Source organism: uncultured Tateyamaria sp., assembly GCF_947487805.1.
In the GTDB taxonomy this organism is placed as follows: Bacteria; Pseudomonadota; Alphaproteobacteria; order Rhodobacterales; family Rhodobacteraceae; genus Tateyamaria.
This window is the reverse complement of the sequence record NZ_CANKXW010000006.1, coordinates 14,163-37,054: the sequence shown is the minus strand read 5'-3', so window position 1 is coordinate 37,054 and position 22,892 is coordinate 14,163. Positions and strand designations below refer to the sequence as shown.

General features: G+C 58.7%; 24 protein-coding genes and 1 pseudogene. 15 read left to right on the top strand and 10 right to left on the bottom strand.

All coding sequences use genetic code 11. The features are described from left to right. The first annotated feature begins 51 nt into the window (after positions 1-51). From phnE (Q0949_RS14740) to Q0949_RS14710, 7 genes are all read left to right on the top strand, one after another. Positions 52-984 carry a phosphonate ABC transporter, permease protein PhnE gene (phnE, locus tag Q0949_RS14740; RefSeq protein WP_299373792.1) on the top strand — a complete coding sequence of 311 codons (933 nt, stop codon included), beginning with the start codon at positions 52-54 and terminating at the stop codon, positions 982-984. Next, entirely contained in the window at positions 981-1,841 is an 861-nt protein-coding gene (gene phnE, locus Q0949_RS14735) for a phosphonate ABC transporter, permease protein PhnE (RefSeq protein WP_299373789.1), read from the top strand. The genes phnE (Q0949_RS14740) and phnE (Q0949_RS14735) overlap by 4 nt, the downstream gene beginning before the upstream one ends. A gap of 10 nt (positions 1,842-1,851) precedes the next feature. Beyond that, entirely contained in the window at positions 1,852-2,655 is an 804-nt protein-coding gene (locus Q0949_RS14730) for an aminoglycoside phosphotransferase family protein (protein ID WP_299373786.1), read from the top strand. Between the two features lie 92 nt (positions 2,656-2,747). Then, entirely contained in the window at positions 2,748-3,374 is a 627-nt protein-coding gene (locus Q0949_RS14725; protein ID WP_299373784.1) for a DapH/DapD/GlmU-related protein, read from the top strand. Then, the gene (locus Q0949_RS14720) at positions 3,375-3,932 is read left to right on the top strand and encodes a GNAT family N-acetyltransferase (RefSeq protein ID WP_299373781.1); all 558 of its coding nucleotides are present in this window, start codon (positions 3,375-3,377) and stop codon (positions 3,930-3,932) included. It abuts the gene before it with no gap. Between the two features lie 26 nt (positions 3,933-3,958). Further along, positions 3,959-4,996 (top strand): AbrB family transcriptional regulator, encoded by a 1,038-nt coding sequence (locus Q0949_RS14715; RefSeq protein ID WP_299373778.1) that lies wholly within the window; start codon positions 3,959-3,961, stop codon positions 4,994-4,996. A gap of 32 nt (positions 4,997-5,028) precedes the next feature. Continuing rightward, positions 5,029-5,586 (top strand): NUDIX hydrolase, encoded by a 558-nt coding sequence (locus tag Q0949_RS14710; protein ID WP_299373775.1) that lies wholly within the window; start codon positions 5,029-5,031, stop codon positions 5,584-5,586. On the opposite strand, the gene Q0949_RS14705 is transcribed toward Q0949_RS14710, so the two are convergent. Beyond that, a complete protein-coding gene (locus Q0949_RS14705; protein ID WP_299373772.1) occupies positions 5,583-5,855 on the bottom strand; it encodes a hypothetical protein in 273 nt (90 codons plus the stop codon). The genes Q0949_RS14710 and Q0949_RS14705 overlap by 4 nt on opposite strands. A 256-nt stretch (positions 5,856-6,111) precedes the next feature. Between Q0949_RS14705 and Q0949_RS14700 the strand changes: the two genes are divergently transcribed. The 3 genes from Q0949_RS14700 to Q0949_RS14690 all read left to right on the top strand — a co-directional run bounded on the left by Q0949_RS14700 (position 6,112) and on the right by Q0949_RS14690 (position 8,516). Further along, on the top strand, positions 6,112-7,296 hold the full coding sequence (locus Q0949_RS14700; protein WP_299373769.1) for an alpha-D-ribose 1-methylphosphonate 5-triphosphate diphosphatase: 1,185 nt from the start codon (positions 6,112-6,114) through the stop codon (positions 7,294-7,296). Between the two features lie 11 nt (positions 7,297-7,307). Continuing rightward, complete coding sequence (locus tag Q0949_RS14695) at positions 7,308-7,838, top strand: AAA family ATPase (RefSeq protein ID WP_366524048.1); 531 nt, start codon at positions 7,308-7,310, stop codon at positions 7,836-7,838. Between the two features lie 384 nt (positions 7,839-8,222). Continuing rightward, positions 8,223-8,516: a hypothetical protein gene (locus Q0949_RS14690; RefSeq protein ID WP_299373766.1), complete on the top strand. Its 294-nt coding sequence runs from the start codon at positions 8,223-8,225 to the stop codon at positions 8,514-8,516. A gap of 67 nt (positions 8,517-8,583) precedes the next feature. On the opposite strand, the gene Q0949_RS14685 is transcribed toward Q0949_RS14690, so the two are convergent. The 9 genes from Q0949_RS14685 to Q0949_RS14645 all read right to left on the bottom strand — a co-directional run bounded on the left by Q0949_RS14685 (position 8,584) and on the right by Q0949_RS14645 (position 17,112). Continuing rightward, positions 8,584-9,342: a class I SAM-dependent methyltransferase gene (locus Q0949_RS14685; RefSeq protein WP_299373763.1), complete on the bottom strand. Its 759-nt coding sequence runs from the start codon at positions 9,340-9,342 to the stop codon at positions 8,584-8,586. Positions 9,343-9,396: 54 nt separating this feature from the next. Next, positions 9,397-10,212 carry a sugar phosphate isomerase/epimerase family protein gene (locus Q0949_RS14680; protein WP_299373760.1) on the bottom strand — a complete coding sequence of 272 codons (816 nt, stop codon included), beginning with the start codon at positions 10,210-10,212 and terminating at the stop codon, positions 9,397-9,399. After that, the gene (locus tag Q0949_RS14675; protein ID WP_299373757.1) at positions 10,199-11,404 is read right to left on the bottom strand and encodes an MFS transporter; all 1,206 of its coding nucleotides are present in this window, start codon (positions 11,402-11,404) and stop codon (positions 10,199-10,201) included. Before Q0949_RS14675 ends, Q0949_RS14680 begins: the two co-directional genes overlap by 14 nt. Continuing rightward, on the bottom strand, positions 11,401-12,615 hold the full coding sequence (locus Q0949_RS14670) for an alpha-D-ribose 1-methylphosphonate 5-triphosphate diphosphatase (protein ID WP_299373754.1): 1,215 nt from the start codon (positions 12,613-12,615) through the stop codon (positions 11,401-11,403). The genes Q0949_RS14675 and Q0949_RS14670 overlap by 4 nt, the downstream gene beginning before the upstream one ends. Beyond that, positions 12,612-13,277: a class I SAM-dependent methyltransferase gene (locus Q0949_RS14665; protein WP_299373751.1), complete on the bottom strand. Its 666-nt coding sequence runs from the start codon at positions 13,275-13,277 to the stop codon at positions 12,612-12,614. The genes Q0949_RS14670 and Q0949_RS14665 overlap by 4 nt, the downstream gene beginning before the upstream one ends. After that, entirely contained in the window at positions 13,274-14,092 is an 819-nt protein-coding gene (phnE, locus tag Q0949_RS14660; protein WP_299373748.1) for a phosphonate ABC transporter, permease protein PhnE, read from the bottom strand. The genes Q0949_RS14665 and phnE (Q0949_RS14660) overlap by 4 nt, the downstream gene beginning before the upstream one ends. Continuing rightward, positions 14,085-14,903, bottom strand: a complete 819-nt coding sequence (locus tag Q0949_RS14655) for an ATP-binding cassette domain-containing protein (RefSeq protein ID WP_299373745.1) — start codon at positions 14,901-14,903, stop codon at positions 14,085-14,087. The genes phnE (Q0949_RS14660) and Q0949_RS14655 overlap by 8 nt, the downstream gene beginning before the upstream one ends. Next, a complete protein-coding gene (phnD, locus tag Q0949_RS14650; RefSeq protein ID WP_299373742.1) occupies positions 14,896-15,855 on the bottom strand; it encodes a phosphate/phosphite/phosphonate ABC transporter substrate-binding protein in 960 nt (319 codons plus the stop codon). Before phnD ends, Q0949_RS14655 begins: the two co-directional genes overlap by 8 nt. Before the next feature lie 189 nt (positions 15,856-16,044). Beyond that, positions 16,045-17,112: a helix-turn-helix domain-containing protein gene (locus Q0949_RS14645; RefSeq protein ID WP_299373739.1), complete on the bottom strand. Its 1,068-nt coding sequence runs from the start codon at positions 17,110-17,112 to the stop codon at positions 16,045-16,047. Positions 17,113-17,338: 226 nt separating this feature from the next. Here Q0949_RS14645 and Q0949_RS14640 point away from each other — a divergent pair, with 226 nt between their 5' ends. From Q0949_RS14640 to Q0949_RS14620, 5 genes and pseudogenes are all read left to right on the top strand, one after another. After that, entirely contained in the window at positions 17,339-18,223 is an 885-nt protein-coding gene (locus Q0949_RS14640) for a recombinase family protein (RefSeq protein ID WP_299373736.1), read from the top strand. Between the two features lie 293 nt (positions 18,224-18,516). Further along, positions 18,517-19,662 (top strand): plasmid partitioning protein RepA, encoded by a 1,146-nt coding sequence (gene repA, locus Q0949_RS14635; RefSeq protein WP_161489483.1) that lies wholly within the window; start codon positions 18,517-18,519, stop codon positions 19,660-19,662. Continuing rightward, complete coding sequence (locus Q0949_RS14630) at positions 19,652-20,575, top strand: ParB/RepB/Spo0J family partition protein (protein ID WP_299373717.1); 924 nt, start codon at positions 19,652-19,654, stop codon at positions 20,573-20,575. The genes repA and Q0949_RS14630 overlap by 11 nt, the downstream gene beginning before the upstream one ends. Positions 20,576-20,779: 204 nt before the next feature. Then, positions 20,780-21,913: a helix-turn-helix domain-containing protein gene (locus tag Q0949_RS14625; protein ID WP_299373714.1), complete on the top strand. Its 1,134-nt coding sequence runs from the start codon at positions 20,780-20,782 to the stop codon at positions 21,911-21,913. A gap of 113 nt (positions 21,914-22,026) precedes the next feature. Further along, a pseudogene (locus tag Q0949_RS14620) lies at positions 22,027-22,846 on the top strand (ParB/Srx family N-terminal domain-containing protein); the annotation flags it as partial. Positions 22,847-22,892 lie beyond the last annotated feature (46 nt).

The following is a 22,892-nucleotide window of genomic DNA, read 5'->3' as shown; positions in this document are numbered from 1 at the left end:
CAGGGATCCTCGCCTGGCGGCGGGGGTCCTCGTTTCTTGGGGATCTCTGACATGACCGCGCTTGCCGACGTGACGCCTTTGCGTCCGATGGACCAATTTGAGTTGGATTACGCCACGCAAAGACGGCGGGCGAAAATCGGCTGGTTGATTGCCAGTGTCCTCTTCTTTGCCTTCTTTGCCTTCTCGGCCTGGCTGGGCGACTTTTTCAAGGTCACGCAGGTAACAAACGTTGACGGCTCTCGCGAATGGCGCTGGATCATTCCGGCGGGCCTGCCGCGCCTTGGCGAGTTCATCGAAAAGACACTCCCGGTCCTGCGTTGGGATAGCCTCGGGGCGGACCTGGCCGAATGGTTCTGGCGCTGGAAAGTCTGGTTGAACCTGCTGATTGAGACGGTTCTGATCGCCTTTATGGGCACCACATTGGGGGTCATCGGCGGTTTCTTGATGTCCTTCCCAGCCTCACGCAATCTGGCGCCCAAGAAGTGGGTGCTTTGGGTGTGCCGCCGGTATCTTGAGATCGCACGCACGGTGCCCGAATTGGTCTGGGCGCTGATCTTTGTTTTCTGCTTCTCAGTTGGCCCCATGGCTGGCGTACTGGCCATCGGGCTGCACACGACTGGGGCCTTGGGCAAGCTATACTCTGAAGTGAACGAAAACATCGACATGCGACCACTCGAAGGCGTCAAAGCCGCGGGCGGCACATGGTTCGACCAAATCCGGTACGCGGCGGTGCCACAGGTGATGCCCAACATCATCAGCTACACGTTGCTGCGGTTCGAGATCAACGTGCGCTCGTCGTCCATCATCGGCTATGTGGGCGCTGGCGGCCTCGGCCAGGAATTCCGCGAGGCGCTGTCCTTGCAGGAATATACGGACCTGTCGGCCCTGTTTGTGATCATCTTCGTGACAGTGATTGTCATCGACTACGGCTCGGAAAAGCTGCGCCATCGCGTTATCGGACTTGAGAAGGGGCCTGCGACATGACGCTTCCGACGGATACCGACATCAAAACCCTGATGGATCAACACCCCCGCGCCTTTCGTGACGCACCCGCCGTGCGCGCCCGCAAGATCGGGCTTTGGGTGCTGTTCGTCGGGCTTTTTGCCTGGTGCCTTTATGACTTCAACTTTGCGCCCGCGCGCATCTGGGTCGGGCTTCAGCGCCTGGGCACGGTTTTGTCTTTCATGTTTCCCCCTCACCTGTGGGAAACCTGGCCAGAATGGGTCGAAGTGTTTCAGGCGCTTGGCGAAACGGTTGCCATGGCCTTCCTTGGGACCATCCTCGGACTGATCATCGCCTTTCCGATCTCGTTTCTGGGGGCCAAGAACATCACGCGGATTTTCTGGGTCCGCCATACCGCACGGCGTGGCTATGACATCATTCGTGCCTTTGAAATACTGATCCTCGCGCTGATCTTCATCCGCGCCTTTGGCCTTGGTCCGCTTGCGGGCGTCCTTGCCATCGCGGTGTCCGAGATCGGCACGTTCGGAAAACTCTTCTCCGAAGCCCTCGAAAACACATCCAAACGCCCCGTTGAAGGGGTCGTGGCTTCGGGCGGCTCACGCTTGCAGGCGATCCTGTATGGGATCATGCCGCAGGTCCTGCCGGTGCATCTGTCGATCATTCTCTACAATTTTGAATCAAACGTCCGCTCCTCAACGATCCTTGGCATCGTGGGCGCAGGGGGCATCGGGTTCATGCTGTCGGACCGGATTGCGGGCCTCTTTTGGGATCAGGTCTGGACGATCATCTTTCTCATTATCGCGTTGGTCTACGTCGTCGACTATTTCTCCGGCCTGATCCGCACGCGGCTGATCGGGATGGCCGATCTCGCGAAGTAAGGAAAGTGCCGTGACGGACGACCGTTTGGACATCTCACCCGAGACGGTCAAAGCATTGATCTTGTCGCAATTCCCGGATTGGGGGGGCCTCGAGATCACGCCGGTGCGCCCGGGCGGTTGGGATAACCGGACCTTCCGGCTCGGCACCAAGATGGGCATCCGCATGCCATCAGCAGAGCGCTACGCGGCAAATATCTCGAAAGAAGCAACATGGCTGCCGAAACTGGCACAGGCGTTGCCCTATACGGTGCCCAAGCCACTTGCCGTCGGCACGCCCGGCGCGGGCTATCCCTTCCAGTGGATGGTTTTCGCCTGGCGCGACGGCGCAACCCTGGACGAAGGCGACCCCACGCTGCGCCAGGACGCGGTGCTGGCCGAGGCTCTGGCCGCCGCGCTTCTGACGCTGCAGGCTGTGCCCACCGATGGCGCACCGCCCGCAGGCGCGCAGAACTTCCACCGGGGCGGCGATCTGGGCGCCTACGACACGGAGACGCGGGACCTGATTGCCACGCTTAACGAGCCACAGCGCCAGGCCGCTAAAACGATCTGGGATCGCGCGCGCGCCAGTCACTGGGACGCGCCGGGGCTTTGGTTGCATGGCGATATGTCCGAAGGCAACATCCTGATGCAAGCAGGCCGATTTGCCGGGCTTCTCGACTTTGGCCTTTGTGGCGTGGGCGATCCATCAAGCGATCTGGTGCCCTACTGGACGATCTTTGAGGGCGCCGCGCGCGCAGCCTTCCGCGACCGGCTGGACCTTGATGAGGCCACTTGGGAGAGGGCCGCCGGCGGGGCGCTTTGGAAGGCGCTTTAGTGGCGCGCGAGAGCCCAAGAGATGCCACCGCCACGCGCTGCCTCTGCGCGCTGGGGCTCGGGTCACATGACTGACTAGAAGGAGAGCTGAGGATGAGCGGCGCCGGATCAAAAACCCCACTGAGTGAGAGCCCGACGATCCAAGAGGGCGCGATGGTCCGGGATTTCGAGCTGGGCGCATGGACCGAGGTCGGTAAGGGCACGATGCTGCGGTCCGGATCGATGGGCGATTGGTCCTACATCACCAAGGACTGCCATGTGGTTTGGACGACGATCGGCAAGATGTGCTCCATCGCCAATTCCACACGCATCAACCCAGGCAATCACCCGACATGGCGCGCGGTGCAGCATCACAGCGTCTACCGTGCCGAGGCCTATGGGCTGGGCGAGGACGACTATGACTTCTTTGAATGGCGAAAGGCCGATTGGGTGACCATCGGTCATGATGTCTGGATCGGCCACGGGGTTACCGTCACCGCAGGTGTCACGATTGGGACCGGCGCTGTGATTGGTGCCGGCGCAGTGGTGACCAAAAATGTAGCCCCCTACACGGTCGTTGGCGGCGTTCCCGCGCGCTTTATCAAGCGCCGCTTTACCGAAAGGCAGGCCGAGGCTTTGCAAGAGATCGCCGTTTGGGATTGGAGCTATGACGCCTATAAGGCCGCCCTGCCCGACATTCGCGAGCTGGACATTGACGCTTTCATCGAAAAATATCGTTGAATGCAACTCGTCACGCCACGCATTGAGCATCTGGACGTTTATCGCGCTGCGCTGGAAACCGGATGGTCGCCGCGCACGACCCGGCCCGAAGCGGCGGCAGAAGAATTGCGCGCAATAGCAAAGGATGCCGATGCCTTTGTCGCGTCACTCAATGACCCGGACGCGCGTGGTGATGATATCCAACTGCCAGACGGTAGCTTCGTGAAGCGCCTTCCCAGCTTCCGACGCTGGATTTGGGACGACGGATTTTGTGGCAGTATCGAGCTAAGGTGGCAGGACGGTACCAATGCACTCCCCCCGACATGTCTTGGGCATATTGGCTATGCTGTTGTCCCCTGGCGCAGGCGAAAAGGGCTCGCAACATTTGCGCTTGGCGCATTTCTAACCGAGGCGCAGGGCGTCGGCCTGACAGCGGTCGACCTCACCGCTGATCCCGAGAATATCGCATCCGTCCGCGTGATCGAAAAGAACGGCGGGCAGTTGGTTACGCGCCGCGATAAGTTGCCCGCCCACGGTAGTGGGCAAGAGGTGCTGTTTCGCATCGAACTGCCGCAATGATGCCCGCGTTGGCGAAACACGCGCCTGTGCTGGCCGCAACTGCGCTTGGTGCTTGTGGCGGTGCACTGTTCTACGCGCTGAACTTGCCGCTCCCGTGGATGCTCGGCGCGATAGTAGTCACACTGATTGGCACGCTCGCAAGATGGAACCTGTCAGGTCCGGAAAAAGCCCGCCCCTATGTCGTCGCGATCATCGGTGTGATGCTCGGCTCAGGTTTCAAGCCAGACACTTTTGACCATCTCGATCAATGGGCCGTTTCTCTTGCCGGGCTTGTCCTTTGCGTTGCCCTGTCAGCCTTCATCGTTCAAGCGTATCTGCACCGGATAGGCGGCCAGTCGCGCGTGACCGCGCTATTTAGTGCGATGCCCGGTGGTGTCGTCGAAATGGTCGAGATCGGGCGCGCGACGGGCGGCGATGAAAAGGCGATCATTCTGGCACATGTCTGGCGCATTATATTGGTCATCGCCGCCATCGCTTTTTGGTTCCGGCTGGTCCTCGGCTACGAGGTTGACGGGATGATGCCGATGTCTGCGGAGCCGACCGGGCCGTTGGATTTGCTGATACTCGGTCTGTGCGCCGTCATTGGCAGCGCTTTGGGATTAGGTCTGAAACTGCCGGCGCCCACGTTCATCGGGCCGATGGCGCTGAGCGCCGCCGCGCATATGGCCGGGATCACCCACAGCAGTCCGCCTCTGGCCCTTGTCATCGCGGCGCAAATCGTCTTGGGCGTGATTGTCGGCTGCCGGTTCAAGGGCAGCCAACCGAGGGATGTGTTTCGCGCGCTGCGGCTGGCGGTCGTGGCCACTGCGATCATGATGGCAGTCGCCGCATTCACCGCCTGGGGCGTGCATTTCGTGACAGGATACAGCGCCGCGCAACTTCTTTTGGCCTATGCGCCTGGGGGACTAAACGAAATGAGCCTGGTGTCGCTGGCGATCCAAGCGGACGTGGCCTTTGTCGCGACCCATCACCTAGTGCGCATCATCGTCTTGCTGGTACTTGCCGGGACGCTCCTTGCCAAGATTGCCGCAATCCTGAATCGTCGGAACAAGCAAAAGACATAGCGCCGCCTTTACGAGCTGACGGAAACGTACCCATGCAAACACCCCCCCTTCGGGCTCGCGTCCGCACTGAGATTGCAGGCATTTCGCCTTTGGATGCCACCGAACAGGATGTCATCGCGGATGCGCTCGACTGGCTGGACAGCGGTGCTGAGATCTTTCGTCTGGAAAAGCCTGCCACGCCGCCAAAGCATCTGGTGTCCTACTTCCTGCTTGTGGATGGTGATCATGTCCTGCTCGTCGATCACATCAAGTCGGGTCTGTGGCTTCCCTCTGGAGGGCATGTCGAGCCAGGCGAACATCCAAGAGAAACGGTAGACCGTGAAATCGTCGAGGAGCTTGGGATAGAGGCGCGCTACGCCTCCCCGGATCCGCAGTTCATCACCGCGACCACAACTGTCGGAAGCACGCCCGGCCACGTCGATGTCTCGCTTTGGTATGTGGTTTTGGGAGATCGTCGCAAGCCGCTGGATTTCGATCGATCAGAATTCAAGCAGGTGCGCTGGTTTCACCGTGATCACGTGCCGCATGAGGGATGCGAACCAGAGCTTGGGCGCTTCCTCGCAAAGATTGGCGCAAAGGGGTTCACCTAACGGAGACGTAGCAGCGCAGCTAAAACACGTCGCACAGAACCCAACACAAGCAATCCCCAAGACCAATGGGCAATTATCGCCTTCTGAACGGCAATCCACTTCTTTATGTCAGCCTCAGTAGCGCCGTTGAACTTGTCGGCGTCATTTGGGTCAAACACATCGACTAAGGGGTCGAAAACCTTGGCCGATATTCGGCCCGCAGGCTTGATCCATACAGCTGCGATTCGGTGAGCCTCGTCGATTTCTGCGATATAGTGAGTGGTGGTCATGGAAAGCCAAATTGTAACAGTTTTTCGAAAAGTGTACCGAGGGTCTGACAGAGCCAATGGTGTGCGGATGCAGTGGCAACTGGGTCAAAGTCCCGTCTCCTTCAAAATGTGGCAATTCGCTCGTTAAAACGCGGTTTTTGTCACGCCGCTGTTTCAGAACCGTTGCAAACACCAATATCTGCCCTGTGGTTTTCCGCATTGCTGCCGGATAAGCCCTCGGTCGGCGCCCCCTATGTCCCTAAAGACACGAAATCCCATGGATACACTTCTTGAACGACCCGCCCAATCCGTCACCGGCCTGACGCTGACTGGGGGCCGAATGCTCCGGCCAGACGGCACCTTTGCCGACGCGGACGTGCATATGGAGACAGGGGTGATCACCGATACCGCCCCTGCCGCGCCACGGGTCGTGGATGTGTCAAACTGCCTGATCTTGCCCGGCATCATTGATGCGCATGGAGATGGGCACGAACATCACCTTATGCCGCGCGCGGGGGCGGATTTTCCTGAGTGGGTTGGCTTGCGGAACGTAGATCGCGAGCTCATCGCCAACGGGATCACCACAGCCTATCTAGCGCAGTCGTATTCATGGGAGGGAGAGAAGCGGGGCGCAGACGCCGCACGCGCCGTCATTGACGCGTTGCAACGCTTGCACCCCGCTCCAACAGCCGACATCCGTATCCAACTGCGCTATGAGACGTTTTATCTTGATGGCGCTGAACAACTGCTTGCATGGCTGGAAGACGGCACGGTGCAATACGTCGTGTTCAACAACCACATTCCGCAGTTCGAACAATTGCGATCCCAACCCGAGCATGTCGCTCGCTGGGCCGCCACAATTGGCCTGAAACCAGATGAATTCTGGTCCTTGATGGCTGAGACGGTTGAAGACGGCGTGGGTGTTCTCGACGCTATCGCGCGTCTATCTGACGCAATGCGCCGCCTTGGAGTTCCTTTTGGCTCGCACGATGACCCGGATCCAGAGACAAGACGCAGCTATAACGCGGTTGGTGCAAACATCGCAGAATTCCCGCTGACACGCACGGCTGCGCAAACGGCACGCGATCTTGGCAACGCCATCATGATGGGCGCACCAAACGCGCTGCGCGGCATCAGCACGTCGGGCAATGTGTCCGCCAGGGAGCTGATTGCATCGGGCCTCTGCGATGCGCTTGTCTCGGACTACTACTACCCCTCGTTGCTGCACGCGCCGTTCAAGCTGGCCCAAGATGGGGTCTGCGACCTCGGCAAGGCATGGCAACTCGTGTCTTCCGGTCCCGCCAAAGCGGTTGACCTTCACGACCGCGGAGCGCTTTCCCCGGGACTGCGTGGCGACCTGATCGTCGTTCGCCAGGACGACCTTGGCAGGCCACATCTGCTCGCCAGTTTTGTTGGCGGTCAACTGGCGTTCACTGACAGTTCTTTCGCCATGCATCTTTAGGGTCAGGGCCAATTCATATCCTCATCACAGGGTGTTCTGGCGCAGGTAAAACGACCCTGATCGACGCACTTTCGAAGCCCGGTCACCTGGTCGTACCGGAACCTGGTCTGCGCATCGTGCAAGATGAAAGGGCCCGCGGCGGAACGACTTTGCCGTGGGTCAACATGTCAGCCTTTCTGTGGCGTGCCGTGGAAATGGCAAAAGCTGACCTGGCGCGCATGGCGGATCAAACCCATCCTGTTTTCTTTGACCGAGGCCTCTTGGATGCAGCGGTTGGCCTCAGACACAAATCCGATGTGCCCTTGAGTGAAACCCTCGGCATGTCCTTTCCCTATTCGAAAACCGTAGTTCTGGCACCACCTTGGCGCGATTGCTTCGCGCAATCCGAAGACAGGCAGCATCATTTTGAAGACGCTGTGGAAGAGTATGATCGCATCCGTTTTGCGTTAGACGAACTTCAATGTGACGTGGTTGAACTGCCACACGTCGACTTGGAAAGGCGCGTGACAATCGTCGAGCGCACCTTTGCTCTGAGGACATAAGCCTCTGCGCACCCAAACCTCATGTGCCAGCCTTGACAGAAAATTGCATGCTGCCTATCCCAGTGCCATCGGAGAGACCCATGCTGATCACGCGCACACTATTTGCCTACGGTTACGCCCATTTTTGGGCGCTAGGCGCGTGCGGCGGCATATCTTCGAGCGGTGATCAGACTTAAGTCACATACCCCATCCCGAAGCCAACCCGCCGCCCATTTTGAGGCGGCTTTTTTTGTTCTGGAGACGAAACATGCCCTTCCCCCATGCCCAAATCGCTTATCCTTTCGCATGCCCCGCGCAATACACCGAAACACTGACATGGGCTTTGAGCGGCGCACTGCGCCCGCCCTCTGGGATACCGCCGTTATGACCCGTGCATGTCTGAGAATGGCCCTGTACGCCTGCGCGGTATTCCTCGGCCCAACCGGTCCTGCCGCGGCAAATGGCGGACCCATCGCACAAATCCTTTGCGCGCCCAGTGACGTGATGCGCCATCGCCTCGAAACCCGCTACCGGGCGCAAAGAGCATGGGCCGGCCTGCGCAACCCCGATGAGGTCGTGGAGCTTTGGGAAGACCCGGAGGGCGACTGGACGCTCGTCATTACCTATACTGGTGGAAATTGGTGCATCGTGGCCATGGGCGACGCGCTTTTACCTTTTGCCTTTGCGCCGAACGGCTGAGCGATCAAGCGGGGGCGCGCTGTTGCGCCCCCCAACCAAATCTGGGGCACACCCGTGCGGCAAGACGTTAGCGTATTTCTGATATGAGTCTTGCCAAAGTAACTTGCGTTTTGACCCGGTAAGATAACATGCCACGATGATCTGCGTGATCCCGCAGCATGTTTCGCAGGTCGCTTTGGAAATCAGCGGCGCGTGTGCCAAGTTTTGAAAGGGCAAAGGTGTTTCGCGAATGTTGACAGAGCACAAAGCTGTCAACCGTCTGCTCGAAGACGTCAGAGACAAAGTCAGAGCTTTGGATGATGTCCAAGTAGCCCAGATGTTTCTCGCGCGATGATTGCCATTCTTTGGAGCCAAGCGGGCGCCCAGTCACCTCTGGCACCCATTCGCGCAGAAAGTTCTGAAAATCTGTGTTCCAAGCAGGCGCGCAGGGTTCATCGCCTGCAAAAATTGCAACGACATGTTCAGGTAGAACATGATCCTTTAGCCTGCCAAACAGGCTTTTTGGATCCATCCAGTGTATGCTTGATCCAAAGGTGACAACATCAAAGCGGCCGTCCAATTGCGCATCTTCGGCTTTGGCGCACACCCAATGGAGGTTTTCGGCTTGTCCGTTTTCCAATGACATCCCCAGGTCAATCATATTCGCAGAGGGATCAACGGCGACGACCTGATCAAAACACCGCGTCATCGGACGCGCGATCTTTCCTTCGCCACAGCCAAGGTCGAGGAGCCGGTGACGAGACGGCACGTTCTGGAGCAAGAAAGAGAACGCCTCTGCTGCATAGGGCGGCCGATGGATATACAGATCTGCCACTTCTGCAGCCATGAAGGACGCCCCGGACAAGTCAGCGGGCGGATGTGTTTCGTGCACGGTCATCGGCTATTCCACCAACCCCAAGCCCTTCAGGTAGGCAAACCCCGTCGGGATGTCCGACTTGCGGCGCAGTTCCAGCACCAGATGCGGCTCGGACGTGCAGTCTGACAGCGCGCGGAACACCTCCGCCCAGTGGATTTCGCCCTCACCCGGGGCCCAGTGGCGGTCTGCGTGGCCGTCAAGATCTTGCAGGTGCACATGTTGCAACTGATCGCCTGCGTCCCGGACAAAGTAGTCTACGGGCGGCGCGCCGGACATGCGGCGGGCGAGATGGGCGTGGCCCGTGTCGATGGATAGCGCGATCGCGTCGCTGTCGAAACTGTCGACCATGGCGCGGCGGCTGGCCGGATCCACGTCAAAGATATTCTCGATCACCAGTGTGATCCCCGCCGTCTCAGCCGCTTTGACCACAGGCATCATCACATCGTGGATACGGGCCAGTTTGCTTTCCCAATAGTTCGGTTTGTTCAGCCGGTTCCACGCGTACCAACGGGTATAGGGGGAATGCAGCACCATTTGTCGCGCGCCGACGCGCTCAGAAGCTTCGAGCGCCTTGATAAACCGGGCGGTGATGATGGGCCGGACCTCGGAATCCTTACTGTCCATATCAAGCCCTTCGTAGGGCCCGTGTATCCCGAGACGCCCATTGAACCCGGTTAGACCCTCTCTGGCGGCAGCCACCCGATCTTCAAACTCGGTTGTCAGGTCTTTATGGGTGCTAAAACCCTGCAGCTCTATGTCCCGATCGGCGTCAAAGAGCCAATCGCGATGATCTGTGATTTCATGGGGTGCGAGGCAAGCGCCGATTTTAAGCGGGGTCATAGGCGGACTCTCTCCTTGGGTCTTCGATCTTAAGATAGGCGAGGAATGCAACAGCCACGCAAATGGCCATGACGGCAAAACTCCACCAGCCGCCATAGACCTGCGTGAGCCAGGCAAAGACAAAAGGTGCTGTTGCGTTGACGGCCATCGAGACGGAGGCGATCCAACCAAGCCGTGCGCCGAAGCCTTTATGCCCGAACAGGGCGAGCGGGAGCGTGCCGCGCACTATCGTCTTGATCCCATCGCCCATGCCATAGATCGCGGCAGCCATCAGGATTCCAGGCACGGTAAAACCAACCGACAAGAGCACCGCAAAGCCGCCAAACTGGAGCGATAGCGCAAGAAGATACGTGCCAAGCGGGTGCATGTTGCGGGTGATCAGCATCTCAAAGAACCGCCCCACGGTTTTGAACGGTCCGATCACCGCCCCGGCGAGGGCGGCCATAGCGGCGGTATGTCCAAGGTCCTGCACATTGGTGACCCAAAGCGTCATCACCGCGCCCATCAGATAGCCCGAGAAGATGAACGAGACGACCATCCACAGCATCCCACGCTTGCGCGCTTCGCCCTGCAGTTCCGGCCAGTCTGAGCCTTGTGATTTTTGCGGCGTATCAGGGTCTCTTTCCGCACCGCGCAGGGCCAGAAGATGGATGGGCAGGCTCACGACCAGATAGGCGATACCAAGGATCGTCCACGTGCTTTGCCATCCATAGGCGTTGAACAGCGCGAGGGTGAGCGGCCAAAAGATGGTAGAGGCCACACCGCCAAATAGCGTGATGATCGAGATTGACCTTTGGGCAGGAACGCTCAGATCAAGGCGCGCCACAGCGGCAAAGGCCACGTTATACAGCACGAACATGCCCGCGCCTTCGGCTACAAGGATTGTCACCAAGAGCTGCTGCCACGTGGTCACTTGAGACATCGCCACAAGTGCAAGACCTGCCACGACAGAACCACCCACCATAACCCACCGGCCACCAAAGCGGTCCGTCAGATGCCCGGAGAGCGGAGAGACCATACCGCCAAAGAGCAGCCCGGCTGACAGAACGCCAAAGACCTGGCTCAAGCTCAGATCAAGGTCTTTGGCCATAGGCGGCAGCAAGACCGCATAGGCATACATCAAAGTGCCATAACCCATGATCTGCGTGATCCCGAGGCCGATGGCAGGCAGATAGTCTCGGTTAAACGTCATGCGCCGTGCGGTGTCCCGCGATAGGCGCAGCGGCCAGCCACCCAAGTGCCTTGGATGGCGGGTGTGTGGCCCTTTGGCCAATCCACCAGCACCAGATCGGCGCGTTTGCCGGTAGCGATCTCACCTCGGTCGTCCAGTCCCATGGCACGGGCCGGTCCAGAAGAGATCAAGGACCACAGCGCCAGCCGATCCGCGCGCTTCTCTCGGTCCAAACGGTCAATGGCGGCCAGCATCGCAGGATAGTAATAGTCAGAGGCAAGCGCATCGCAAAGGCCTGCCTCAACCATGTCACCCGCGCCGAGCGATCCGATATGGCTGCCACCCCGCACCGCATTGGGCGAACCAAAGATGATCAGATCACCCTTTGCGCGGGCTTGCTCGACCGGCCCCATAGTCATTGGAAACTCCGACGTGGTCGCGCCAATGCCATGATAGAACCGCCGCGTTTCGACTTGCGTGTCGTCATGGCTGAGCATGGGAATACCCTTGCTGCGGGCCTTCGTTGCGACGATTTTCATCGTCTCAACCACATCTGGTCTCCGATCCCAAACCTTGTGGATCAGCTTCTTGTGGTCATCATAGTCGAGGCCCGAACGCTCGGTGTGCTTGCGATAGCGTTTCTCGAACAAGTCCGCATCATCCAGATCCATCACCTTGAAGTCCGGGCTATGCTCAAAAGGCCGCTCCTGCATCACCGTATCGGCGCTGCGCATCGCCATCGATAGGTGATCGTTAAAGGCAAGCGACGGTGTCAGCGGCGCGTCCATCGCCCAGTCAAGCGTCTCAAGCGCTTCAAAGGCAAAGGTTTCCCAGCGGAGTTGGAACCTGTTTTCGACTGTCAAACGCGGGGCGAGGTCCAAGATTGCTTGCATCATTTCGCGCGCACGGTCGACGCTCCGCAATCCCGGCTCGTAGCTGAGCGTAATCGAGTGATACGTCGTCGCGATCCCGTTCGCTGCAAGCTGCCGGTCCGTTTCCAGAACGGCGGTTTCCATTGGAAAAAACACACCCGGGCGCGGCATCACCTGCCGTTCAAAGGCATCGCCATGCACATCGATCAGCGCAGGCGCGAGGATTTTGCCACGTGCGTCGATCTCTGTGCCCTGCACCGGGCCGCCGATCTCGACAATGGTGTTCCCATCGATGGTGACCGTGGTGTCCTCGATCCCGCCGGGCAGATAGACCTCCGCCCCCACGAAAGTCTGGATCATGCCTGCCGCTCCAGAATGAGGTGCCAATGCCAGGAGCCGGGCTTTTCATGCTCACGGTCCTCCATCCACATCACCTCAAACCCCTGGAACAGAGCCAGCATCTCGACCGCGCCGCAATAGTAATGCGGATGACGTTTGTCGGACCCATCTTCGTCGAACACCCAGGTGTTGCGGGAGATTTCGCGTGGACCATTCAGCTTTTCGCGGTCGATCCACAGCCGACGCTTGGACAGCATCGTCAGCATGAAAGTTCCGCCCGGCTTGAGCACCCGGCGCACCTCGCTGATCGTGTTGAGCAGCACCGTCTCATCGCCATGATAAATCACGTTCCAGCTCAGCACGTGATCGAATGCGCCATCCTCGAACGGTAGGTCATCCATGCGACCCAGTTGCGTCTTTACTCCGGTGCCCGCCTTGTCGATCTCGACCAAGCCCTCGGGGGCGGCATCAAGCGCCGTAAGTTCAAATCCAGCAACTTGCAGAGCCAAGGCATGCCGCCCGACTCCGGCCCCGAGGTCAAGGATAGCGGCGCCTTCTGCCAAGCCCTCTGCCCAGCGTTTGACGTCCCGTTCGGGCGTCAGCCACTTCGAGCCTTCTTCGATCTCGTCCCAGATCTTGCTCCAATGCTGATCCGCTGTGTCGGTCTTGGTGATAACGTTCAACGTTGTTCTCCGATGATCTTTGTCCGGGCCCAGCCCGAGAGGTATTCGATTGAGATGACCACAACAGCAATCATCAGGATGACGGTCATGGCCGTTGGATAGTCAAAAAGGTCAAACCCCACTTTCAACTCGATCCCTATGCCACCAGCACCTACAAGGCCCAGAATAGTGGACGAGCGCACCGCCTTTTCCGTCGCAAAAAGCGAGGTGGAGATAAAGGCAGGCATTGCAGCCGGGATGGTGGCGCAGGCGACCACGTCCAGCTTACGCGCACCTGTCGCGGTCAGGCTTTCGGACGGCCCTTTGTCGGCGGCTTCCATATCATCCGCAAAGAAGCGGCCGCAAAACCCGATTGTGTCGATGGCAATGGCGAGCATGCCCGCGAAGGGCCCCAGGCCCACGGCAACGACAAAGACCAAAGCCCAGGCGATATCCGGTACGGCCCGGATGAACCCGAGCCCCGTGCGTACGATCTGATTGATCCATGTCGGCGCAATCAATCCGCGCGCCGCCAAGAGTGCCACCGGCACCGACAGAATGATCCCGATGACCGCGCCCGCAAGGGCGATCTGCAAGGTCTCGAGCATCTTCCAGCCAAGCCGCGCCAACACCTTGGGCTCAACGTTGGGCGGAAAGGCACGGTCTAGAAAGTCGGCAAAACGGGGCGGTGAAGAGATCACCTTGTCGATGGAAAAGCCCGCGCCCGCAAAGGACCACAGGATGATCACAACGCCGAGTGCATATCCCAGAAAGGCCAGCGCTGACGGGCGCTCGTACCGGGTGGGAAGGCCCGCAGTCAGGGACGTGTCAGTCATATAGCCCTCGCAACTCTTCGGCGCTCAGACCCGCAGCACGCGCATCCAGCGGCATGCCGCCCTGTGCGAGACCAAGAACGCGGTCGCCGTATTGCAGCGCATGATCGATATTATGCGAGATGAAGATCACTGTGACCCCCTCTTGGCGCGCGAGGGCAAAGAACAGGTCCATCACATCTTCGCCCGCCGCCGGATCAAGCGAAGCCGTTGGTTCATCAGCGATCAGGATCTTGGGCTGCCCGACGAGCGCCCGCGCTATGGCCACACGCTGCGATTGCCCGCCTGACAAGCGGTCTGCGCGGCGTGAAGCAAGATGCGCCAGCCCCACCTTTTCCAAGGCCGCCAAGGCCGCCTCGCGTGAGGGCGCGGGGGCAAAAGCCTGGCTCCAATGCCGCAGTCCCGGCTTTTGCCCGAGCAGCCCCTGCACCACATTGGACAGCACCGACAGGCGCGGCACCAGATTGTGCTTTTGGCTCACCAGCCCCATTTGCGCGCGCATAGCCCGCAGAGCGGCGTTTGAGGCGCCGCGCACATCCGTGCCCAGCACGTCAATTGATCCGGCATCGGCGGGGATCAAACCCATCAGGCAACGCAGTAACGTTGATTTCCCCGTCCCGTTCGCGCCGACAATGGCGACAGCCTCACCGCGCGACAGCCCAAAGGACACATCTTTGAAGATTGGCGTTCCGGCAAAGCTCTTGGCCAGCCCGGTTACGCGCAGATCAACAGGCAGAACCGGAGCAGAGATATCTGCCCCGGTCCGGTCTGGCCGCGCAGGCGCAACCAGCGTTTCGATGTCGAAATTAGTCACCGATGAAGTTGTCGAACTGAGGGAAGCCAGCGTTTGTGTACATCGAACGCACATAGTCGTACGCGCTGTCTTCGATCGAAACGAGGTCCATGCCGACATATTTGTCGTTCTCTTCGTGGGCGGTAATGCCTGCGATGATGGAGTCCTTGTTTTCGAGGATGGCTGATTTAACGGCCTCTGCCGCTTCCGCAGGGACATGCGCGCCAACCATGATCATATCATTTGGCAGGTCACCCGAACGCGCGATCATCTTGAAAAAGCCGTAGGGCAGGTCGGTTTCCTTGGCGCGCACGTTCAGCCATGAGTTGGCATTCGAACCCAGCGCGTCCACGTCACCGTTCTTCAGCGCTTCGTGTGCGATGTTGCGCGATGTGTGTGTTTTTTCGATGTCGTTGACCGGGTCCAGACCGTAATCCGCCAGCACCTGCATTGGGCACAGCATGTTGGATGTCGAGCCGATATCGCCAAAGGCCACTTTCTTGCCCTTGAGATCGTCAACGGTGTTGATGCCGCTGTCGGCGCGCACAACGATCGCACAGTGGTAATCCGGGCGACCAAGACCGATGATGGGCGTGGCATTGGTCAGTTTGTTGATGACCACATATTCCGCTGGGCCGGAGACCACGAAGTCTACGGTCTTGCCACGCAGAGCTTCGGCGGCTGCGGTGCGCGAATTCACGGCAAAGAATTCAAACGTGTCGCCGGTGGCGGCCTCAAGAGCTTCCTTGAAAGGGCCCCACTCAAGCTGCAGGCGCTCCATGCCCTCAACATCGGTGACGGCCAGTTTCCAGTTTTCAGCTTGTGCCGCAACTGCAGCGGTGACTGCCAGCACTGCGCCAGCAAGAACAGAACGAAGTTTCATGGTGATTCCCCCATTTTGAAATTCGTTCGAATGATTTCGGAAGAATGAAACGGCTAAGCGACAGTCACATGACGGTTTTGTTGCACTCAAAAATCAGAGCGACATTTTGTTCCAAAGGTCTGATGTAAGGTAAAGGAAGGCACGACAACGCGCTGCTACATTGGTTTTGCCTGAGTCGCACGCCGCCTAAATTGCCACAAGACTATCTCAAAGCAGGTGCTATCCCAAGGTTCACATAAGCGCGCTTATGCGTGTTTGAGCCCACATTTCAGGCAAATACTAAATAGAAATCCGCCACATTCGGAACCGCCCCTGCCCCGTAACCTCGCGGATCAAGCCATTCTTTTCCATCCACGCGAGGTTTCGTTGCACCGCCGCGCGACTGGCACCGATCTGAGTCTCAGCCATCGGCGCGGACACCAGAGGCCATTCCGCAAAGAGAGTTAGCAAAGCAGGAGGCGTCTTGCCTGATAGTTTCGCCATTTCGCCCTCTGCCTGAACCGTCCAAGTCTCAACCAAATCCAAATGCCGCATCGCCGTTAGTATCGCGCTGTTCATCCCGTCCAACCAGCAGGCCAAGCGTTCGGGTTGCACGCCCGAGGCCAGCAGCCCCCCTGCCCCGCCTATGGCCAGCGGCGCAAAGATGGCTCCATTGCCGTCGCTGGCCGCGATCCTGCCAGCAGTTACAGCGGCCTCAATACGGTCTCCATATTGGCCGAGACCAGCCAGACTCCAGAGGTGAAACCCCATGCAAGCACTCGTGATCGGGTGGAGGTCAACCGCTGCTGTCATCACGTCCAGCCAGCTCCCTGCACGCTCGTCAAAGCGCTCGGCATTGTTCTCGAATTTCTCAGGATCACGCCGATCCAGGAAGGCCGCCAAATCTACCATTGGCTCCGGACCACTTGTCAGGCGTCGCACGGCCCATCCGGCCCGGGCCAGTGCTTCCGAGTCATCCTGCACTCCAGACAAACGCATGGATATCCAAAGCGCCAGCCGATCGGGGCTCACACGATCGCCTGCGAACCAGCTGAGATCCGCCGCCTCTATTAGAGCCAGTCTGTGCCGCCAGCCCTCCGGGCCGCGCAGCAACCGGTCATCCAGAGCACCCAGGCGTCCAGCCACTCTTGCCAGTTGAGCAGCGTGAACGCCTTCTGCCTTTGTCCAGTCTTCGATGACAGCAGTGTCTGGCGGTTCCGCCCGTGGCCCGGGAGGCAAATCATCCGGTTCTTCCTCGAGTGGCCCAGGCAGAAACCAAAGATCCTCTACGTGAGCCTCTTCATCCTCCTCGATTGTGATGAGGGGGTCATCGAAATCATCAGTTAATGCTGATGCTTGGAGTTTCATATGTGCAAAATACTAATCTTTTGCACATTACCCAAGTGATTTTATGGCGGTTGCGGACGCTCTTTTAATGGTATGCGCGCGCGATTGCCGGTGGAACCTCTCAGATCGCGCTCTGCGCAAGGAAACCAAGGGATTTTGGACGAACACGATGAGAGAGCACTTGCTTGCATTCGTTTACAAACGGTCGTTTATTAACGATGTGTGATAATGCAAAAAGGCCATTTTGATGCCCCTGATAGGTTATGCCCGGGTCTCGACCGAGGATCAGACCCCCCTGCCCCAGTCTGAGGCCCTGAAATCTGCGGGCTGCGCCGAGATCCATGAAGAACAGGCCTCGGGCGGCAATCGTGCGCGGCCTGTGCTTGCGCGGGTGTTAGAACGCATCGGCAAGGGCGACACGTTGGTGGTCGTGCGGATCGACCGCCTCGCGCGATCCCTGTCGCATCTGCTGGAGGTGATCGAACGGCTGGAGGCCAAGGGGGCGTTCTTTCGTTCCATTCAGGACCCGATCGACACCGGATCCCCGCAAGGCAAGTTCACGCTGCAGGTTCTGGGCGCTGCGGCCGAGTTCGAGCGGGCGCTGATCCGGGAACGCACCAAGGCCGGCCTCGCCAGCGCGCGCACAAAGGGCCGCGTGGGCGGAAACCCCGGACTGCGGGCCAAAGACCCTGCCGCTCTTCGTAAGGTACGGCTGGCAAGACAGGACGGCTACATGGAGCGCCTGAACGAGACGGCACAAGACTGGGTGCCTCATGTACGCCGGTTGCGTCCCGACTTGGCTTGGGAGGACGTGTTGCGCATCATCAACGGCCCCTTGCCCGAGGCGCGTCGCTGGACCCAAAGCCGCCTGCTACGCGCTGTGAAGGCCTACGTTCGCGACGGCTTCCTGTCTGCCGAGGTGCTGGCCCGCGCCGGGCGCCGCGAAACCGACGATCGCCTGCCCGCCATCATCGCTGCCATCAAGGGCGCGGATCCCGACATCACGCTCCATGCGATCTGCACCCGGCTGGAAGCGATGCGCGAGCGCACACCTCGCGGGCGGACAAGCTGGCAGCCGTCTTCGGTGAAGATGCTGCTGGAGCGAGCCGAGAGGCTGGGGCTGCTCGACTGAGATCCCGGAGAATCGTCCATCCGATTCTGCCGACTGATTTCTGTACGCACTCACAATACATCTTGTGGTCACTTCGCAGCTGGCAACGAGGTGTTGAAGTAAAGTGAGAGCGCAGTCGCCCAAGACGCTGATTTTTAACAGTTTACCGTCGACAGAAATGGGTGCCTTCAACGCCCCCAGGCCGCTCAACGGTTTGGTCTGGATTTATCCACAATATCTGTTAAGCTTTGCAAAACAATAAAGACTTGAGGGCAGTGATGAACGGGATACGAGCCTCCCAGAGATTTGAAGTCATGTCCAAGCGGCTTGGTAGTCGGTTGCGTGAACATGCGCAGGAAACCTTCCCACCGGACGCTCAGAAGGGCCTCCGCCGCTTCGCCATGCGGGAAGCGGCTGAACTTCTTCGCATTAATCAGAATACCTTCCGCCATCATGTGTCAAACCTCGAAGGCTTCCCCGAAGGTGTTCTGGAGGGCGGCAACCGCCGTAGCTTCTCTGCGGAGGAGATGGTCGAGGCACAACGCGTACTTCTCGAGACTGGAAGGATCAAGCCAGAAGAACACCCGCACAGAAGACCGGGAGAGGCTTGTCAGGTCTTGACGATCTTCAACCTGAAGGGTGGTTCGGCAAAGACGTCATCTGTTGCCCATGTAGGACAACTACTGGGTCTGCGCGGCTACCGGGTCTTGTTGATCGACCTCGACAGCCAGGCAAGTCTGACAAACCTGTTCGGGGTTACTCCCGAGCTCGATCCGGATATGCCGACTTCATACGATCTTATCCGATCCGACGATCCATTACCCGCAGCAGAGATCATTCGCAAAACGAACTTCCCGACCGTGGATCTGATCCCGGCATCCATGGACATCATGGAGTACGAGTTTGAGGTTGCCTTGAGCTTCAGACACGGCGCCACCACGTTCCATAGCCGCATCCGAGAAGCACTTGAGCCCGTCCTCAACCGATATGATGTGGTGATATTTGACACCCCACCGCAGCTGAACTTCTCTGTGATCTCTGCCCTCTTTGCATCGACCGGGGTCCTGATCCCGCTCAACGCGTCGATGCTCGATGTCATGTCGCTGGCGAGCTTTCTGGGCATGGCGAGCAACCTGATGGGCGTCGTCGAGGCACACGCCCCGGAACATGGACTGAACTTCGTGCGAGTTCTGATCACCCGCTACGAAAATACGGATGGTCCGCAGGTGCAGATCTCGTCTCTGCTTCGGACAGTCCTCGGGGATGCCGTGCTGTCTGCCGAGTTCCTGAAATCAACAGCCGTGGGTGATGCTGCAAACACCCAGCAGAGCATCTTCGAGGTCGAACCTCGCGACGTGAACCGCAGAACTTACGAGCGCGCGATCGAGTCCGTCTCGCGCGTGACCGACGAAGTCGAACGCGAAATCCTGAAAGCATGGGGGCGTAGCCATGGCGCGTAAGGTCTTCGGGGACTCACTCAAGAACGCGATGGGCAAAACGCCGCCTTCGGACGAGGATCTGGATGTGAAACGGACGAGCCCGACTGTAGCTCGCGCTCAAGCATCTGTGCTCGAAGAGGATAAACACGCTACGCGGCTGATCGACCCAACCGCCATACGGATGTCCGCGGTCATGGACCGCATCGATCCAAGCGATGGTCTGGATGAGCTTGTCTCATCGATCCGCGAGCACGGTCAAAAGGTTCCAGTGCTGGTTCGCCGAACCGAGGACGGTGCGCTTGAGATCGTCTATGGACGCCGTCGGCTTCTCGCTTGTCGCCAACTTGGTCAGAAAGTGCGCGCGACGGTCATGGAGATGACCGACGAGGAAGCTCTCATTGCCCAAGGCGTAGAGAATAATGCCCGCCAAGATCCATCGTTCATCGAAAGGGCTCTGTTTGTCGCCGGAATCATTCGAGAACTTGGGAAAACCGACGAAACGCGCAAGAACGCTCAAACGATCGCGTATCGGGCACTTCAGATCGATGAATCGCTCGTCTCGCGGATGAACCGTATCGCTACGGGCATCCCGATAGAACTGATCCAGGCTATCGGACCTGCACACGGCGTTGGTCGACGGGTTTGGGAAAAGCTTTTCAGGCTGTGTGAGAAAGACGTCGCGAGAGCCCGAGAAGTTGCCGGCAAAATCCCTCGCAACATACCGGGCCCCGACCGTCTCGAAGCGGCGGTTACCTTGCTGACAGCCACCAAACCATCGACGCAGAAGACACACCCCAGTGAGCGCGTGAAGATCGGCCGAAAGGGCAACCGCATCACCATCGATGTGGACGCTGATCTTGTCCCTCGTGTTGAGGAGGCAGTCCGGAAGCTGGTCACGGAGCTTCTTGACCGCGGTCAAGACGGGCCAGAGTGACGACCCCCGTGTCTTGACCGCGGTCAAGACATCAAAAGCAACGAGCAGAAAACGAAAGGAGGACCGGCTAGAAAAAGAAAGACCCCCCGAAAGCGATGCTTCCGAAGGGCCTCAATTAGTCTCGACACCTGATTGATACCCCCAAAACGAATCGATTTCAACACCGCTCGCGGTGAACGGGGAAGCTTTTTCTTCCGAAACACCATGAGACATGTAAATAAAACAACAACCGCCTTGGCGGAACGGACATCTCTGCCCTGCCCTAACCCCTACGAGCTTCTGGGCCCAGTTCGCGTACTGAGGAAGGAGCTCGGTCTCACAACCAATGACCTCGCCGTTCTGACCGCGCTCATTAGCTTCCTACCCCGCAAAGAACGTGAGATTCAGGACAGCCAGCGACTTACGCTCACTGTCGTGTTCCCATCGAACGCTTCTCTGTCAGAGCGCGCCAATGGACTCGATGAGAGAACACTTCGACGCAGCCTGGGACGCCTCTCAGCTGCTGAACTGATCGAACGCAAGAATTCAGCAAATGGCAAACGCTTTCCGCTGCGGTATGGAGGCGTTATCAGAGATGCCTTCGGTATCGACCTGAAGCCCTTGATCCAGAGGTACGGCTCGCTCGCGACACAAGCCTTGCAGCTCACCGAAGAACGCGAGCGCTTGCGCTCACTGAAAGCTGAGGCGTTGGCCCTACGTGCTTCGATACTCCACCAGACACGCTTCGATGAAGCAAAGCTCTCAACCCTCAACATGATCAGAAATGTCCTGCGTCGAGCAACATTAACCGTTGATGCAGTCCTGAGCGTTATCTCGGAACTTAGAGCCCTCGGAGCCGATACCGACGCAAGTTATGGTGAACACCATGCCACAAGAAAAGCTGGTACCGCAGATAATTTACAAACTATCGAACATCGACCTCATACACCGGATTCCAACGATCTGCCCGCCACAAACGGACAAAATGTCCGGCACATAGAGTCTATAAAAAAAGATATTAAAAAGATTGTTCCCGCTACGATCAATCGCGGTGAACAAACCGATCAAACCAAACCCACGATGAACCGAGACCCAGCACGCATGGCATGGGAAGACTTCTCCCACGTTGCGGGATTTTTCCCAGAACCCCCGCGCACAGGAGAAGCCCTCACCAACATTCTATACGACCTCGGTCGATTGCTTAGAATAAACCAAGACGAACTGCGGCATGGCATCCAGAAAGCTGGCGCAGGAAAACTGCTTCTCATCTTCGACTACCTGATAGCAAGAGCAGACACGATCAAACACCCTGACGCCTATTTTGAAAGAGTACTACGCACACAACTTGCTCCCACATGAACTTCTTGACCGCGGTCAAGAACCACCGTGAGAGGGAAAGGAGTGTTGGTTTGAGGGTGACGGGAAGTGAGATAGGGAGAGTGGCTTCCGGCGCCCGTCATGGAGAAGATCTGATGACCAAAGCTGTCCAGAAAATCACCCTGTCCCCTTCGCGGGATATCCCTTTCGACAAGCTGGTGCTGAGCCAGTCCAACGTTCGGCGCATCAAGGCTGGCGTGTCCGTCGAGGAACTGGCCGAAGACATTGCCCGCCGCGGTCTCTTTCAGAGCCTGAGCGTGCCGTCCGTCTTGGCTGACGATGGCACCGAGACCGGCAAGTTCGAAATCCCGGCCGGGGGCCGCCGGTTCCAAGCATTGTCCTTACTGGTGAAGCAAAAGCGGTTGGCGAAGACGACGCCCATTCCTTGCATCGTGCGCGATGCTGCGTCCGACATCCTGGCCGAGGACGATTCCCTTGCAGAAAACATGCAGCGCGTCGCTCTGCACCCGTTCGACCAGTTCCGCGCGTTTGTGTCCCTGCCTGACAAGGGTCAGACCAATGCTGCATGACCTCTTCCAGGGCGATGGCGACAGTTCGCTCGAGGACCCTGCCTTGCTCGATCGGCTGGTGACGGAAAAACTCCAGGCCGAGGCTAAGACGGTTGCGGTTGAGGGCTGGAAGTGGATCGAGGTCGCACTCGACCTGCCCTACGGCTACAGCCACGGCCGGCGGTCCTTGTCCGGCGATCCGGCACCTATGACGGATGACGAAGCTACGGCCCATGCTAAGCTGCTCGCCGAGTATCGGGCGCTCGAGGAAGAATATGCGGGTCAGGATGAAATCCCCGAAGAGATCGAGACTCGGCCGTTGTTCTTCGACGCGGAGGAAATCGGACGGGCAGGGGCAATCGTCACGTTCGACCGCTACGGCGCGCTGGCAGTCTCTCGCGGCTACGACCACCTGACCTCGTACGAGTCCTTCGAGAACGGCAATACCGCCT

What these genes read in the sequence shown, in the direction of transcription:
- phnE (WP_299373792.1), top strand. Translation starts at nt 52, where the DNA reads ATGACCGCGCTTGCCGACGTGACGCCTTTGCGTCCGATGGACCAATTT.
- phnE (WP_299373789.1), top strand. Translation starts at nt 981, where the DNA reads ATGACGCTTCCGACGGATACCGACATCAAAACCCTGATGGATCAACAC.
- Q0949_RS14725 (WP_299373784.1), top strand. Translation starts at nt 2,748, where the DNA reads ATGAGCGGCGCCGGATCAAAAACCCCACTGAGTGAGAGCCCGACGATC.
- Q0949_RS14720 (WP_299373781.1), top strand. Translation starts at nt 3,375, where the DNA reads ATGCAACTCGTCACGCCACGCATTGAGCATCTGGACGTTTATCGCGCT.
- Q0949_RS14710 (WP_299373775.1), top strand. Translation starts at nt 5,029, where the DNA reads ATGCAAACACCCCCCCTTCGGGCTCGCGTCCGCACTGAGATTGCAGGC.
- Q0949_RS14705 (WP_299373772.1), bottom strand. Translation starts at nt 5,855, where the DNA reads ATGACCACCACTCACTATATCGCAGAAATCGACGAGGCTCACCGAATC.
- Q0949_RS14700 (WP_299373769.1), top strand. Translation starts at nt 6,112, where the DNA reads ATGGATACACTTCTTGAACGACCCGCCCAATCCGTCACCGGCCTGACG.
- Q0949_RS14690 (WP_299373766.1), top strand. Translation starts at nt 8,223, where the DNA reads ATGGCCCTGTACGCCTGCGCGGTATTCCTCGGCCCAACCGGTCCTGCC.
- Q0949_RS14685 (WP_299373763.1), bottom strand. Translation starts at nt 9,342, where the DNA reads ATGGCTGCAGAAGTGGCAGATCTGTATATCCATCGGCCGCCCTATGCA.
- Q0949_RS14680 (WP_299373760.1), bottom strand. Translation starts at nt 10,212, where the DNA reads ATGACCCCGCTTAAAATCGGCGCTTGCCTCGCACCCCATGAAATCACA.
- Q0949_RS14675 (WP_299373757.1), bottom strand. Translation starts at nt 11,404, where the DNA reads ATGACGTTTAACCGAGACTATCTGCCTGCCATCGGCCTCGGGATCACG.
- Q0949_RS14670 (WP_299373754.1), bottom strand. Translation starts at nt 12,615, where the DNA reads ATGATCCAGACTTTCGTGGGGGCGGAGGTCTATCTGCCCGGCGGGATC.
- phnE (WP_299373748.1), bottom strand. Translation starts at nt 14,092, where the DNA reads ATGACTGACACGTCCCTGACTGCGGGCCTTCCCACCCGGTACGAGCGC.
- Q0949_RS14645 (WP_299373739.1), bottom strand. Translation starts at nt 17,112, where the DNA reads ATGAAACTCCAAGCATCAGCATTAACTGATGATTTCGATGACCCCCTC.
- Q0949_RS14640 (WP_299373736.1), top strand. Translation starts at nt 17,339, where the DNA reads ATGCCCCTGATAGGTTATGCCCGGGTCTCGACCGAGGATCAGACCCCC.
- repA (WP_161489483.1), top strand. Translation starts at nt 18,517, where the DNA reads ATGTCCAAGCGGCTTGGTAGTCGGTTGCGTGAACATGCGCAGGAAACC.
- Q0949_RS14630 (WP_299373717.1), top strand. Translation starts at nt 19,652, where the DNA reads ATGGCGCGTAAGGTCTTCGGGGACTCACTCAAGAACGCGATGGGCAAA.
- Q0949_RS14625 (WP_299373714.1), top strand. Translation starts at nt 20,780, where the DNA reads ATGAGACATGTAAATAAAACAACAACCGCCTTGGCGGAACGGACATCT.